Source organism: Thalassotalea marina, assembly GCF_014656435.1.
Taxonomy (GTDB): domain Bacteria; phylum Pseudomonadota; class Gammaproteobacteria; order Enterobacterales; family Alteromonadaceae; genus Thalassotalea_C; species Thalassotalea_C marina.
The window spans coordinates 626,216-641,724 of the sequence record NZ_BNCK01000001.1 but is presented as its reverse complement, the minus strand read 5'-3'; the positions used below and the strand labels follow the sequence as shown (position 1 = coordinate 641,724).

At 38.4% G+C, this 15,509-nt stretch carries 10 protein-coding genes; 5 read left to right on the top strand and 5 right to left on the bottom strand.

Translation table 11 applies throughout. From position 1 onward, the window contains the following. Positions 1–3: 3 nt before the first annotated feature. Positions 4–993 carry a 50S ribosomal protein L3 N(5)-glutamine methyltransferase gene (prmB, locus tag IE199_RS02890; protein ID WP_189767197.1) on the bottom strand — a complete coding sequence of 330 codons (990 nt, stop codon included), beginning with the start codon at positions 991–993 and terminating at the stop codon, positions 4–6. Between the two features lie 28 nt (positions 994–1,021). Between prmB and smrB the strand changes: the two genes are divergently transcribed. Then, on the top strand, positions 1,022–1,570 hold the full coding sequence (gene smrB, locus IE199_RS02885) for an endonuclease SmrB (RefSeq protein WP_189767196.1): 549 nt from the start codon (positions 1,022–1,024) through the stop codon (positions 1,568–1,570). On the opposite strand, the gene sixA is transcribed toward smrB, so the two are convergent. Continuing rightward, on the bottom strand, positions 1,567–2,043 hold the full coding sequence (sixA, locus tag IE199_RS02880) for a phosphohistidine phosphatase SixA (RefSeq protein ID WP_189767195.1): 477 nt from the start codon (positions 2,041–2,043) through the stop codon (positions 1,567–1,569). The genes smrB and sixA overlap by 4 nt on opposite strands. Positions 2,044–2,227: 184 nt before the next feature. Here sixA and IE199_RS02875 point away from each other — a divergent pair, with 184 nt between their 5' ends. The 3 genes from IE199_RS02875 (at position 2,228) to IE199_RS02865 (ending at position 10,192) form a co-directional block, all read left to right on the top strand. Continuing rightward, on the top strand, positions 2,228–4,984 hold the full coding sequence (locus IE199_RS02875; protein ID WP_189767194.1) for an insulinase family protein: 2,757 nt from the start codon (positions 2,228–2,230) through the stop codon (positions 4,982–4,984). Between the two features lie 145 nt (positions 4,985–5,129). Next, complete coding sequence (locus IE199_RS02870; protein WP_189767193.1) at positions 5,130–9,683, top strand: EAL domain-containing protein; 4,554 nt, start codon at positions 5,130–5,132, stop codon at positions 9,681–9,683. A 155-nt stretch (positions 9,684–9,838) separates the two neighbouring features. Beyond that, positions 9,839–10,192 carry a hypothetical protein gene (locus IE199_RS02865; protein ID WP_189767192.1) on the top strand — a complete coding sequence of 118 codons (354 nt, stop codon included), beginning with the start codon at positions 9,839–9,841 and terminating at the stop codon, positions 10,190–10,192. 185 nt (positions 10,193–10,377) lie between these two features. Here IE199_RS02865 and IE199_RS02860 read toward each other — a convergent pair whose 3' ends face one another. From IE199_RS02860 to fadI, 3 genes are all read right to left on the bottom strand, one after another. Further along, complete coding sequence (locus IE199_RS02860; protein ID WP_189767191.1) at positions 10,378–10,578, bottom strand: hypothetical protein; 201 nt, start codon at positions 10,576–10,578, stop codon at positions 10,378–10,380. A 231-nt stretch (positions 10,579–10,809) separates the two neighbouring features. Then, positions 10,810–12,951 carry a fatty acid oxidation complex subunit alpha FadJ gene (gene fadJ, locus IE199_RS02855; protein ID WP_189767190.1) on the bottom strand — a complete coding sequence of 714 codons (2,142 nt, stop codon included), beginning with the start codon at positions 12,949–12,951 and terminating at the stop codon, positions 10,810–10,812. After that, the gene (gene fadI / locus IE199_RS02850; RefSeq protein ID WP_189767189.1) at positions 12,951–14,255 is read right to left on the bottom strand and encodes an acetyl-CoA C-acyltransferase FadI; all 1,305 of its coding nucleotides are present in this window, start codon (positions 14,253–14,255) and stop codon (positions 12,951–12,953) included. Before fadI ends, fadJ begins: the two co-directional genes overlap by 1 nt. Before the next feature lie 290 nt (positions 14,256–14,545). On the opposite strand from fadI, the gene IE199_RS02845 reads away from it, so the two are divergent. Next, positions 14,546–15,502, top strand: a complete 957-nt coding sequence (locus IE199_RS02845) for an AAA family ATPase (protein WP_189767188.1) — start codon at positions 14,546–14,548, stop codon at positions 15,500–15,502. Positions 15,503–15,509 lie beyond the last annotated feature (7 nt).

Here is a 15,509-nt window from a genome sequence, read left to right as displayed (position 1 = left end):
AATTTATCGCTTCACTCGTTCTTCAAATATTGTTTGAAATTGCTCTAATTGTTCCTTAGTAATAAAGAAAACACCGTGCCCACCACGTTCAAAAGACAACCACTGAAAGTCCACTTCTGGATATGCTGCTTCCAAGTGAACCATTGAATTACCAACTTCACAAACCAATATGCCGTTTTCATTCAAGTGCTCTGCCGCTTGTGCCAATATCACTCGTGTTATATCTAAACCGTCAGGACCACTACCCAGCCCCATTTCAGGCTCATGCAAGTATTCCTGTGGCAAATTGTCTACGTCTTCTTGATCAACATAAGGTGGGTTAGTGACAATTAAATCATATTTTTGCTCAGGGATTGAAGAGAAGATGTCAGATTGAATTGGAATAACTTGTTCGCTAAGCCCATGATTTTCAATATTGATTTGTGCAACTTCTAACGCATCTAGCGATAGGTCCAGTGCGTCAACTTCTGCTTCAGGAAAATAATGTGCACAGGCAATTGCGATACAACCGCTGCCTGTACACAAATCTAAAATACGACTCACTTCTTTATCAGGTGCAACCAAGGGCTCAAAACGCTTTTCAATCCACTCACCAATTGGCGAGCGAGGCACAAGTACTCGTTCATCAACATAAAACGGTAGTCCAGCAAAGTTTGCTTGGTTGGTAATATACGAAACAGGGATCTGCTCGGTTACTCGACGCTCTATAAGCGACAAACAATGCAATTTTTCGTCTCGCGTTAAACGGCACTGCATAACATGTTCTGTTAATGCGTTGGGAAGTTCTAAAGCGTACATAATCAAGGTAATAGCTTCATCCCACGCATTATCACTGCCATGACCAAAATACAAATCAGCGCGATTAAACTCGCTGGTGGCATATCGAATAAAATCGCCAATAGTTATTAATTGCTCACTTAGGTCTTGATGATGCTCTTGAGTCACAGAAATAATCCAATTCGTTGATAAACAGTTTGTGGTTTTACTTGTCATTGTGACGCGTTATTTTTAGACTTCCACCATGAAAGAGAAAAATCCCGTTAACGCGCAAGACAAACAGTTGTTTAAAGATGCTGTAGGTAAGGTTAAACCTATGGTGCAGGACACAATACACCCGCATAAACAAAGCATCAAGCCCCAACAACAGATTATTAAAGAAAAAGTCGCCAAACAAAAAGCGACATTCCATTTTTCTGATGAATTTGAGCCAGACTTATCAAATAATGGCCCTATGCAATACGTTAGAGATGGTGCTAGTAGTTATGAAGCGAAGAACTTGCGCCGGGGTATATATCACCCTGAACTTATCTTAGATTTACACGGCCTAGATCAGCACAGCGCCAAACAAGAAATAGCCGCACTACTGTATGAAAGTCAAAAAGAACACGCACAATGTGTTTGTATTGTTCATGGCCTAGGGCAACATATACTAAAAAATAAAGTACCTCACTGGTTGGTTCAACATCCTGATGTCATAGCGTTTCACCAAGCACCATTAGAATATGGAGGAAATGGCGCTTTATTAGTACTGCTCGATATTCACGATAAACTCATGATAAAAAGTGACTAACAAAGATCGTACGGAGAGGTGAATGACTTTAAATCACCTTTCATTCGCTGCAAGTCATAATCAATATGTGCTATGCCAGCAGTTGGGAAAATAGGTGCATTATGCTCAAAGGTCATTTCAGCAACTAAATAACTCACCAAAGGCATATGTGACACAATCAACACGCTCGATAACTTTTCCAATTGGCATATGCCATCAATGTAATCGTGCACTTCGTTTGCTTGGCCTTCTGGGGTTATAAAGCTTACGGTTTGCATTTCTACAACTTGATCAAGTTCTTTGATAAACGCTTGAGCCGTTTGTTGCGCTCGAATAAATGGACTGACAATAACTCTGTCAAAGCAAAGCTTTTGCTCTTTAGCCCACTTTGCCATAACTTTAGCTTCTAAAAAGCCTTGCTCTGTTAATTGGCGCTGAGCATCGCTCGACGCAGAATTTGACGCCTGTCCGTGACGCATAACATAAAGCTGCATAATAATACCAACAGACAATAAATTGTAAATAAACCGTAAAATTGCGGCTATAGTAAAGGAATACAACGAATTATTGTAACATCAGTTAAGAATAAAATGGACTCTCTATATTCCATAGGGTAATTTAGATATTCTGACCTGAACATTTTGACAAAAGCCTGTTGGCTTTTAGAGGGAGCGGATAGTGATACAAAGCCCCAATGACACCAAGCAGTACCAAAACATAAAGTTACAGAACGGACTTAAGGTGCTATTGGTACATAATGGCGAAACACAAAAGTCAGCCGCTGCTCTCGCTGTAAATGTTGGTCACTTTAGCGATCCTTGTCATCGTCAAGGTTTAGCTCACTTCCTAGAGCACATGCTTTTTTTGGGCACGGAAAAGTTCCCAGATGGTAGCGAATACCAAAAGTTTATTAGTCAATATGGTGGCGCAAACAATGCCTGGACCGCTACCGAACATACCTGTTTTTTCTTCGACATTCATTTTAGTCATTTTGAACAAGCGATAGACCGTTTCAGCCAGTTTTTTATCGCACCATTGCTATCAGAAGAATTTGTCAACAAAGAACGAAAAAACATTGATGCTGAATTTAAGCTCAAATTAAAAGACGAGATCAGACGTCTGTACGATGTTCACAAAGAAACCATAAACCCGCAACATCCATTTTCTAAATTCTCTGTTGGTAATACAGAAACATTAGCTGATCTTCCCAATCACTCACTGCGTGATGAAGTTGAAACGTTTTACCAACAACATTATGTTGCTTCGTCAATGACCTTGGTACTGGAAGGTCCTCAGTCTCTAGCTGAGCTAAATGATTTAGCGACTCAATACTTTTCTGCTGTTTCTGGCACGCCAAAAACCTATGAATTACCGGATACCCCGCTTTATTTACCAGAACAACAAGGAGTTGCTATTCACGTTCAACCGGTAAAAAATGATCGCCAATTAATTATTAATTTTGCTCTACCAAGTTTAGATAAATACTATCAGCAAAAACCAGAATCTTTGTTAGCATACTTGATTGGTCATGAGGGAAAAGGCAGTATTTTATCGCTTTTAAAACAAAAGCAATGGGCATTGGCACTCACTGCGGGATCAGGGATAAACGGTTATAACTTTAAAGATTTTAATATCAGCATTCGCCTCACCGAATCAGGTGAGCAACATATCAATGAAATTATCAGTATTGTTTTTTGCTACATTGGCTTGTTAAAAAAACAGCCGTTAGCCAAACATTACTTTCAAGAAAAAAAGGCTATTGCTGAATTGTCCTTCAATTATCATGAAAAGATAAAGCCATTAGATTCTGTTTGCCAACTTGTCATCAATATGCAGCACTACGATGAGCAGCACTATATTTATGGCGATTACATGATGGAAGATATTTCAGCGGATCTGCTTAACGAACTTTTAAGTTATTTTTCGCCTGCGAACTTTCGCTATACTCATGTAAGCAAAAAGGTTGACGGTGACCTTACAACCCGTTGGTATCGGGTTCCTTACAGAGTTTCCCCGATAGAGCCCGCTTTATTAAAGCAATGGCAAGTTAGTGATAAAGAGTTTTCTTTATCCTTACCAGAGCCTAATCAATATATTGTTTCTTCGCCTAAGGTTTACGCTGATGAACAAGCAGTATGTGCGATACCACAATGTATCACTGAAAAAGATGGCATTAAGGTTTGGTATAAACAAGACCAAACTTTTAAAGTACCTAAAGGTTATATATATATTGGTATAGACAGCCCTTATACTTTAATTTCAAGTCAACATATTGCCATGACTCGGCTCTTTGTCGACTTATACACTGATGCGGTTATTGAACAACATTACGATGCCGAGTTAGCAGGTATTCACTATCACTTGTACGCCCATCAAGGTGGGCTTACATTGCAATTATCAGGCATTAGTACGAAACAAAATCTGCTGTTAAAGCAACTTTTAAGTGAACTAACGAGTTGCCAGTTTAATGAAAATAAATTTACCTTGTTAAAGCGACAACTAATTAATCATTGGCGAAACACAGATACAAGTAAGTCAATATCTCAGTTGTTTTCTGCATTGAGTTCTAATTTACAACCTAAAAACCCTAGCCCAGAAGAGCTAACAGAAGCGCTAGAGCCTGTTAGCTTCAAAGAATTTATCGAACACAGTAAAAGAATATTTGAACAAGTTAATATTGAGGTATTAATTCACGGTAATTGGCAAATTAAACACGCGCGCGACATTGAATCTGTGATCACTCAAACCTTTGCAAACCATGCAAAGAGCTGCTTTAAAGAACAAAGCTATATGTTAGATATCAGTGGAAAAGGCAGTTTAGACTACCCATTGGTTTTACCGCATCATGACCACGCTGCAGTGCTGTATTACCCCATCGCCGAAAAAAACCTGCAACAAGTTGCACTTACTATGATTGTTAGCCAGATTCTTTCTCCGCAATTTTTCCATCAAATGCGAACTGAACGTCAATATGGTTATTTGGTTGGCGTGGGTTTTGTTCCCATTAACCGCTATCCTGGCATTGCTTTTTACATTCAATCACCAAAATTTGACGCCTCGATATTAGTTAACGCCATTTGTGAATTTATCGATGAAAGCCATTTATTAGCGGATGCCATGAGTGATCAGGATTGGCAACACCTACAACATGGCCTTGCCAGTCAGTTACAAGAAAAAGACACCAGCTTACGAATAAAAAGTCAGCGGTTTTGGAGCTGTATTTGTAATGAAGAATATACTTTTGATCAAAAAGCTAAATTAATTGAGATAATCAAACAAATTAATAAACAAGATATTCGAGCCTTTTTATTTGAAAAGCTTAGTAATATGACAGGTGTCAAAGATAGAGTTTGTTTGATGTCTATCAAACAAAAACAAGACACTAGCCTTGAAAAAGTTCACGATATTTTAAAAAATTGCTCAATAAAATATTAGCTTAGCCGATACATCAAAAAGGGAGTGCGCCAGAAGGCAAACACAAGGAAGCAGTAAATGATTGTCAAAAAGTTGACTTACTTGCACGCTTGTTTTGTAATGGGCGAGATAACAATAATAAAATAGTTAAATACTGGAAATATTCGTGCATCAGGTCTTGGTTAAGTTTAAAAATTGTCTTCGTCATTTATGTCGTCTCAAAGCCTCCTTATTGGTGCTTATCTTACTGTTCAGTTCAAACTTACACGCCAATCCGGCTTTTTCTTTTAGTAAGTACCTCAATGCAGATCACTTCTCTCCAGCCGAAGGACTATCACAAAACTATGTCTTTGACGTTGTCCAAGACCATGAAGGCTTTCTCTGGGTAGCGACCCAAGATGGCTTAAATAAGTTTGATGGACAAAGCTTTACTCATTATCGCAATGACTTTTACGATCCTAATTCTATCGCCGATAACTTTATTAGAAACTTGCATATCACTCAGGATGGTACGCTTTGGATTGGCACACAAAATGGCTTAAGTCGATATAATGCTGAACAAGATAATTTTGTTAACTACCGAGCGTCTGAAGACAATAATCAAAGTTTATCCGATAATCTTATTTGGGCAGTATATGAAGATAAATATGCTAGCTTTAACTCAACAGATAAAAAGCAAAACACAAATAATCTTTGGGTTACGACACAAAATGGCCTTCATAAATACAACAGTGAAAGTGATTCGTTTACCCCTATAAAAATAAGGAAAATCAGTAATAGCGAAGTTATTCCGTTAACTGAGGTAAAAACCATATTTCAAGATGATAAAGGCTTTTACTGGATAAGCACCTATGAACAAGGTTTTATTATTCTTAATAAAAACTTAACACTTGCAGATTCGTTTAAAAAACGTATAGAAGCAAGTATCGGTAAACCTATTAATTCGATCAGAGATATTAAGTCAGACAATAATTATTATTGGCTCGCCACCGACGTTGGCCTTCATGTACTTAATAAAAATTATGAAAAACAAAGCCAATTTAATTTTGAAGGATCTGCTCTTGAAAATTCACTGGTTACTGAAGTTAGCATTTTAGAAGAACATCACTATTGGGTCGCAACAGAACAAGGCCTTTATTCAGTTAATCCACTTAATGAATCCTTTGCTAAACATCAATATGAAGAGACTTTGGCTGATAGGATTGTCAGCTTGACTGTTGATACAAATAAAAACCTCTGGATTGGGACTCTCCACGGTTTATTTACCGTTAAAGGCTCAAAAAATGTTGTTAAAAATATACACAGCAACATTACAGGACATATTGATCACATTGACGCTTTACATTATTACAAAAACAAAGTTTGGTTTGAAAGTGATAATGAACTTTTTCAATTTTCTCCCATTACACAAAAAGTTATAAAAGAAGCAGACTTAAATACCAGCATTTATCAAATTTTAAATAACGACGAACATCTTATTCTGTTCTCCGATAGTGGTGATTTAATTGAATTTAACACAGAAACTCAAGAGCAAATAATTCATGCCAATTGGGAGCAACAATCAAGCTATGCTAACGATAAAAGAGTTTTTCACAGCCAAGGCCTGATCTGGTATATCGACATTGGTGGTAAATTATCAACCTATGATTTAAACACTAAAAAGTTCAATGTTATTAATCAAGATCAAGAGTTCATTACAAATGGCGCCAAAACAAAAGATGGCTTTTGGCTGGTGAATAAATCAGGAAAAATATTAGATTATTCTATAGAAAAAAATACGTTTACTGAATTTTCGTTTAAAAATTCAACCAAATTTGATTTGACCAGAGCCAGAACTATTATTGAATCTGCCGACAATTTGGTTATTGGAACTGATGGGACTGGCGCTTTAGTTATCAGCAAAGGCTCAAAACATGCCTATTTTTATAATGAACATAACGGATTAGCAAATAACTTCATCAATGACATTATTGTAGATAAACAAAATAATATTTGGTTTAGTACCAACAAAGCGATAACAGTACTAACACCTCAGCAAAAATTAAGAAATTTCAATCATGAATTTTTAACCAACATAGAATACTTAAGCCAAAGTTCGACAATAGATCAGGCTGGTAATATTTACCTTGGTGGAAACCTTGGTTTTGATTATTTTTCTCCGGATTTATTACTCAATTTTAAACAACAACTTACTCTTCCCGTTTTTACAGATCTGTTAATTGCCAATAAAGTAGTCGAAATTTCTGCTGAAAAAACGGATAACTTCACCATTCCTAAACGCTTTAGTGATCTGGCAAAAATCACCCTTCAATACAGCCATTCACCATTTAGTTTTGAGTTTATCGCCCCAAATTCAAAACTTAGTACTCAAGTGGCGTATCGTTATAAATTGCATGGTGTTGACGACAGGTGGTTAGAAACCACCATTCATAATTTACGTGCTACTTATACTAATTTGGCCTCTGGTCATTATCTATTTGAAGTGCAAGCTTACGACATTTATAACCCCAATGAATTTAAGTCTAACTCAGTTAATATCGAAATCTTGCCACCGTGGTGGTTATCCAACAGCGCAGTCTTAATATATAGCTTAGTGTGTTTGTTAATCCTTGCTTACATGCTTCAGCAGTTCCGTCATAAGCGCCTATATCACTTGCAAATCAAAACCAGTGAAGAGCGCTTAAAGTTATCGCTGTGGGGCAGTGGTGACGAAATGTGGGATTGGAATATTAAAAAAGGCAAAATATATCGTTCAAATATTTGGGGAGTACTAGAGTTTCCTCAAGACGGTAAACGCAATCTTGGTAATAACAATGATAACGAAACCAATATCAATCAAGCTGATATAAAGCGTATCACCCATGCATTGCAAGACCATTTTGATGAAAAAACCGCCCACTTTGAAGCTACCTATAGAGTAAAAGATAAAAATGGCCAGTGGATTTGGGTACTTGATCGCGGCAAAATTGTAGAGCGCGATGAGAAAAATGCACCTATTCGAATGACAGGTACATTAAAAGACATCAGCCAAGTGAAAAAGGCAGATGAACGCTTAAAACTGTTTGCCAAATGTTTTGAAAATATCTCTGATGCTGTAGTGATTTATGACCGCCAGTTTAACGTCGTTGATATAAACAAAGCCTTCCATCGCATTACAGGTAAAACAAAACGTCAAATGATCGGCACACCGCTCAATTTCAGACAATATGACGACAGTTTTACCAATAGCGTAAAACAGCATTTGTTAACCAAAGGCAGCTGGCATGGTGAAATTGAAAGCCAACGCGAAAATGGCGAATGTTATTTAACTGACCTTAACATTGACATCATTCGTGATGAAAATAACAGCATTAGCCATTTTGTTGGGGTATTTTCAGATATAACCAAACGTAAAGAAACAGAAGCTGAACTAAGAAAACTCGCTAATACCGATACACTGACCGGCTTACCAAATCGCTCTTACTTTCAAGCAAACCAATCACGTTTAGTAAAAAATAAAATTCCTCACGCCTTATTAGTATTTGATCTCGATAACTTCAAGAAGGTTAATGACTCCATGGGCCATGAAGTTGGTGATGTTTTGTTATGTAAAGTAGCGGAGCGCATCAGAAGTGTTGGTCGTAAGCAAGATACCGTATACCGTCTGGGTGGTGATGAATTTAGTATCATTATTGAAAATACTAACGATATACATACTATTACTTCAATCGCTAAACATATACTACGTACTATTGCCGAACCTCTTAAACTGAAAAATCATGAAATAGTGCTTTATTCAAGTATAGGTATAGTGCTGTATCCAGAAGATGGCACAACGCCACAAGAATTGCTAAAAAATGCAGATACTGCGATGTACCATGCTAAAAATGAAGGTGGCAATCGTTACAAATTCTTTAATGGCACCATGAACGAACAAGCGGTTAAACGTTTGCAGATTGAAGGGTTAATTCGCCATGGTTTAAAAGAAGACTACTTCTCTGTGTTTTACCAACCTAAAATTGAGATTGCTACGGGTAAAATTGCAGGTATGGAAGCTCTAGTACGTTTTGAAACCCCTTCGAAGGGTATTATTAGCCCAGTGACTTTTATTCCAGTTTCTGAAGAAACAGGACAAATTATTGAAATAGGTGAAGTTGTATTAAGAAAAGCCTGTTTTGCAACTAAAAAGTGGATTGATGAAGGTTTGTTTGATGGCCGATGTGCAGTCAACTTGTCAGCAGTACAGTTTACTCAACCTAATTTGGTTGGCATGATCACAGACATATTGAAAGAAGCAAACTTACCTTCTAAATATTTGGAATTAGAAATCACCGAAGGCACGGTAATGAATTCTCCACAACAAGCAATTGACACTATGTTGCAGCTTAGGGCGATGGGTATACACCTATCTCTTGACGACTTTGGCACAGGTTATTCGTCATTAGCTTACCTTAAGAAGTTTCCATTAAACACCCTTAAAATAGATAAAGCCTTTGTTGATGATATTGAACATTCTGAACAAGGTAGAAATATGGTTGCCACAATTGTCACCATTGCACATAACTTAGGTCTACAAGTAGTAGCCGAAGGTGTGGAAACCAATCAACAATTGAGCTTTTTGTCCGGTTTAAGATGTGAACAGTTACAAGGCTATTTATATAGTAAGCCTCTCTCAACAAACAACTTCCGCAGTTATTTGTTTTCTCACCAGATCACCGACAAATCTACGTCGTTCAGTTAATTAAGCTGAACGACCTAGTGCCATATTAATGACACCCATATCCCCGCCCTTTAAAAACAGGGCACTACAATTGATAATTTTTTGATCAAAAAGTTGGCACGCATATCGCTTTATTAACATCGATTTTACAACAATAATCGAAGGAATAATAAAAAATGCTTAGCTCAATTATTTTATCTCTAGCAATCAATACTTCACCAGCTCCAGTTACTGACTTGAACGACTTTATTGTTGAACAGGCAGGTAAAAACCGTGGTGAAGGTATCCGCGTTGGCAAGAACCGTGGTGAAGGTATCCGTGTTGGTAAAAACCGTGGTGAAGGTATCCGTGTTGGTAAAAACCGTGGTGAAGGTATCCGTGTTGGTAAAAACCGTGGTGAAGGTATCCGTGTTGGTAAAAACCGTGGCGAAGGCATCCGCGTTGGTAAAAACCGTGGCGAAGGCATCCGTGTTGGTAAAAACCGTGGCGAAGGTATCCGTGTATCTTACTCGTTAACAACAGACTTCTAAATGTTAGGAGAGCAATATGATTAAATTATTAAAATCACTGTTTGCAATAGGTCCAAAAGAAAACGCTATCGCTGCCAAAATTACTATTTCAGAAATGCCTGCAGCTAAGTCGCTTTAACAGCGCACCATTTTGACTATATTCGCTACAAGGAAGTTAGCGGCTATATTTTAAGGATAAAATACCCTTACGCTCTAAAGAGCAAATAATCAAAGCCAAATTGGCGATTTACTTTCATTCTTTTATTCATACAAAACATTGGCCAAATCAATGGGCCAAAAATAAATCCTGCAAATGCCCAACGTTTACGCCCTAAACCACTAGATAAAGCCTGACAATAGAAAAAAGCAGAAGAAACAAAAGCTAAAAACGGAATTAAAAACAGCACAATAATAAAAACCTAGTTACAACCCAGAATCGCGCACATTATAACCACTTAGAGCATTTATTCAACACATTTAGAGTAAATATCCTATTGTTAACTTTTTACCTGTTCCCCATTGTTTGACGTATTACTCTGTTCACCTCCCACATTTAAAAAAGGCATTAAAAAAAGAGCACCAATGTGCTCTTTTTAACGACATTTATCATGTTAAAACATGGCAATTATTTGCCTATGTTATGGGTAAAATTTGTCACCTTTAGTTGCCATATCAACCAGTAATTGGCAAGGCTCGAAACGCTCTCCATGTTCTGCCTTCCAGCGATTTAGTTTTTGTACCACGGTTTCAATCCCTACACTATCCATGTAGCGGAACGGACCACCTAAAAACGGCGGGAATCCGATACCAAAAATGGCACCTATATCACCATCTCGAGCATTTCTAATGATACCTTCATCTAAACAGCGAGCAGCTTCATTTAACATCATGTAAACACATCTAGTTGCAAGTTCATCATTTTGCAATTTGCCTTGTGGTCTAATGTTTAACAAGTTATAGATGCTTTCATCAACTTCTTTCTTTTTAACATCATATCGGTAAAAACCTTTTTTAGATTTTTTACCTAAACGACCATCTTTAAGCAATAAATCAAATGCTGGCGGCGGTGCAAATCTATCACCGAGTTCCGCTTGAAGAATTGGACCAATTTTAGAGCCTACGTCAATACCAACTTCATCTAACAGTTGCATCGGTCCTACAGGAAAACCAAATTTAACCAGTGCTTTATCTAGCTTATCAATAGGTTCGCCGTTAAGCAGCATAATGGCAGCTTCATTCATGTAAGGAGCCAAAATCCTGTTCACATAAAAGCCGGCTTTGTCTTTAACTACGATTGGTGTTTTACCCTGTTTTTTCGCTAAGGCAACCGTTGTAGAGATTGTCTGGTCTGAAGTACCTTCGTGAGGAATAATTTCAGCAAGCGGCATTTTATCTACAGGTGAAAAATAATGTAAGCCAATTACATTTTCTGGACGTTTAGCCTGCTCTGCAATTTGCCCAATGGGTAAACTCGAGGTATTACTGGCAAAAATAGTGTCTTGTGAACAATTCGCTTCTATATCTGCCACCATGCGTTGTTTTAATGGTAAATCTTCAAAAACAGCTTCAATAACAAGGTCAACATCGTGGTAACCACTATAGTCAGTTGTACCTGTGATCATTGACATTTGCTTTTGCATTTCTGTTTTTCGAATAAAGCGACGTTTTACTTTTTTATTTAACAGGTCGAAGCTGTATTTAAGTGCATTTTGAATACCTTGGTGAGCGATATCTTTAATGCGTACAGGTAACTTTGCTTTTGTTGCACTAACAAATGCTATACCGCCTCCCATCAGACCACCGCCCAACACACCAACTTTGCTCAGTGTTCTGGGTTCAACTCCTGCCACACCTTGCTCTTTTTTCATTTCTGTTGTCGCAAAGAAGATTTGTCTCAACTGAAATGATTCTGGGGTCATCACTAAATGGCCAAAATGATCAGCTTCTAATTGATAACCCATAGCAGGTGATTGCTCTACCCCTACTTTTACACATTCAATAATTCTTTCAGGTGCAGGATAGTTACCCGCTGTCTTTTTAGCTACAGTTTTACCCGCTTGATCGAATAAGACTTTGCGCCCAAATGACGTTTTTTCAAGTAGCTTACCCACTAGGTTTAGTTTTACGGGCTTGTAGTGATTTTTTCCCGCTTTGACTTTACCTGATAAAACAAGTTTTTCTGCAACGTCAATTAGAACTGAGTTTGGTACCATATCATCGACCAAACCTGCTTTTAACGCTTGTATGCCACGAAGTTGCTTACCGGTTAGCATCATGTCCAATGCTTTTTGAATCCCAACCAGCTTAGGTAATCTTTGTGTACCACCGCTGCCAGGCAATAATCCTAGCTGTACTTCAGGCAAACCAAGCACTGTTTTAGGGTTATCGCTACAAACTCGAGCATGACATGCCATTGCCAGCTCTAGTCCACCACCTAAACAAGGACCATCAATAGCGGCAACAACCGGGATGGAAAGTGACGCTAACTGATCAAACATCATTTGTCCCTGGCGAGACAATGCTGTCGCTTCTTGAGCACTTGTACAATTAGCTAACATAGAAATATCTGCACCCGCGACAAAAGAGTCTTTTTTGCCACTTGATAACACTACACCAAGTAAATCTCGGTTTTCTTTTAACTGAGTTAAAATTGCTGAAATTTCGTCGGCAAATTCTGCTTTTAACGTATTCATGGACTCACCAGGTACATCCATGACCACATGCGCAATTTTGTTTTCCTTTACCGTTAAGGTAAATGTCTTATTTGCGTTATCTGTCATTATTCCGTCTCCAAAATCATAGCAGCACCTAAACCACCTGCGGCACATGCTGTGGTCAAACCAACACCGCCACCTCGTCGATTTAGTTCATTTAGAACTTGAGTAATTAGACGAGTACCTGTTGCCGCAAAAGGATGCCCATATGCTAAAGAGCCTCCCATGACATTAAATTTATCCATATCAATTTCACCAATCGCCTGATCGCGGCCTAAGTGCTCGTTAGCAAACTTTTTACTGGCAAACATTTTTACGTTGGCTAAAGCTTGTGCGGCAAATGCTTCGTGCATTTCAACAAGATCTAAGTCTTTTAATTCCATACCCGCACGTTTTAAAGCGATAGGCGTTGCGTAGCTTGGCCCCATCAGCATGTCTTGCCAAACATCTATTGCAGCAAAGCCAAAACTTCTAATATAACCAAGAGGCTTATATCCTAACTCTTTTGCTCGACCTTCTCGCATGAGTAATATTGCTGAAGCGCCATCGGTTAAGGCTGTACTATTCGCTGCGGTAACTGTGCCGTGTTTACGGTCAAATACAGGTTTTAACTTTGCGTACCCTGCCAAGTCAGAGTTTTCACGGATACAATTATCTTTATCAATGAAAGATTTGTATGGCTCAACATGGGCTGCCATCACTTCACCAGCAAGTTTGCCTTCCTGCCATGACTGAGTTGCCAATAGATGAGAACGATGCGCTAGCGCGTCTTGATCAGCACGTGAAATTCCATGGGTTTTGGCCATTTGTTCCGCCGTTTGCCCCATCGAAAGACCTGTTGAGTATTCTGCTACTGCTGGCGGTACTGGCAATAAATCTTTAAACCTTAAGTGTTTCAAAATCGCCATTTTTTGACCTAAAGTTTTCGTTTTACTTAGATCTAACAACATACGGGCAAATTTCTTAGACACGCCAATGGGCGCAACAGATGAGGAATCTGCACCACCGGCAATACCGATATCAACGACGCCAGATAAAATAGATTCCGCAACATTAACGGTTGATTGAAAGCTAGTTGCGCAAGCTCTTGATACACTATAAGCATCAGTGTTGACGTGCATGCCTGTGCCAAGAACAATTTCACGGGCAATGTTTGGTGCCTCCGGCATTTGCACAACCTGACCAAAAACCAATTGGTCAATGAGTTTAGGGTCAATTTCCGTGCGATTTACCAATTCGTTAACTACGATCTTACCTAGGTCTACAGCAGGTACACCATGAAACGCTGTAGCCTGTTTCGCAAAAGGAGTACGAAGACCAGCAACAACAGCAATTCTTTCACCGCTTGCAGTTTGTAACTTTAATGACATGACATTTCCTCAATACAAAGAGGTCTGACCTCTTATTGTTTGGTTTCATTCTAACCAGATTTATATAGAATTCAACCGCTATATCTGCGTAACACAATTGTCATTTAAATTATTCGCAGAAAACACGTTTACCCAGCTATAAGCATTAGTTATAGCTAGATTAAATTAATAACACTAAAAATTATTTACAATTTTGTCGTAGCACTTGTGTTTAAGATCATGAACCATATATCAATTCATAGGTCTGACAATCCAATTACAAAATTTTAACAACAAAGAACGAAATCATTATGGCTATTGAGTACTTTTCTTCGCTTAAAGAACATTTATCTTCACAAATTATTGGTCAAGAATCTTTGGTCGAAAACTTATTAATTGCACTACTAGCCAATGGTCATCTTATTGTTGAGGGGCCTCCAGGACTAGCAAAAACACGTGCAGTAAATGCCCTTGCCCAAGGATTAGAAGCTGACTTTCATCGTGTTCAGTTCACCCCTGACCTTTTACCTGCTGATTTAACAGGTACTGATATTTATCGACCTGAAGATGCTAGTTTTACCTTTCAGGCTGGACCGCTATTTCGAAACTTGGTTTTAGCAGACGAAATAAACCGTGCACCAGCTAAAGTACAGTCAGCTCTTTTAGAAGCGATGGCAGAAGGGCAAATTACGGTTGGGCGAAATACTTACAAATTACCTGACTTATTTTTAGTGATGGCAACACAAAACCCGATCGAGCAAGAAGGTACTTATCCGCTACCTGAGGCTCAGCTTGACCGATTTTTGATGCATTTAGAGATAGACTACCCTAATGCTGAAAGTGAATTAGAAATTTTAAAAGTTAATCGTGGTGAAGCTTTAAGCAAAGAAAAAGTCAATGTTAGCCAAATTTCTCAAGCTGATATTTTTGCCGCACGTGAACAAGTTTTGCAAATTCATATGGCGCCAGCTATTGAGAAATATATCGTTGATTTAATCATCGCAACTCGCCAACCAGAAAAATATGACGACAAATTAAAACTTTGGTTAGCCTATGGTGCCAGCCCTCGTGCAACTATCGCACTCGATCGCTGTGCCAGAGCACGTGCATGGTTACATGGTCGTGACTTTGTTGGTCCAGAAGATGTACAAGCGGTATTTCATAATGTGCTACGTCACAGAATTTTACTGACATACCAAGCGGAAGCTGAAGGTATAACGACCAATCAATTACTGGATCATTTACTGAACCTTGTTGCTGTAGGTTAAGGTTTAA

Excerpts from the sequence above, each read along its gene's own strand:
- prmB (WP_189767197.1), bottom strand. The coding sequence starts at position 993 with ATGACAAGTAAAACCACAAACTGTTTATCAACGAATTGGATTATTTCT.
- smrB (WP_189767196.1), top strand. The coding sequence starts at position 1,022 with ATGAAAGAGAAAAATCCCGTTAACGCGCAAGACAAACAGTTGTTTAAA.
- sixA (WP_189767195.1), bottom strand. The coding sequence starts at position 2,043 with ATGCAGCTTTATGTTATGCGTCACGGACAGGCGTCAAATTCTGCGTCG.
- IE199_RS02865 (WP_189767192.1), top strand. The coding sequence starts at position 9,839 with ATGCTTAGCTCAATTATTTTATCTCTAGCAATCAATACTTCACCAGCT.
- fadJ (WP_189767190.1), bottom strand. The coding sequence starts at position 12,951 with ATGACAGATAACGCAAATAAGACATTTACCTTAACGGTAAAGGAAAAC.
- fadI (WP_189767189.1), bottom strand. The coding sequence starts at position 14,255 with ATGTCATTAAAGTTACAAACTGCAAGCGGTGAAAGAATTGCTGTTGTT.
- IE199_RS02845 (WP_189767188.1), top strand. The coding sequence starts at position 14,546 with ATGGCTATTGAGTACTTTTCTTCGCTTAAAGAACATTTATCTTCACAA.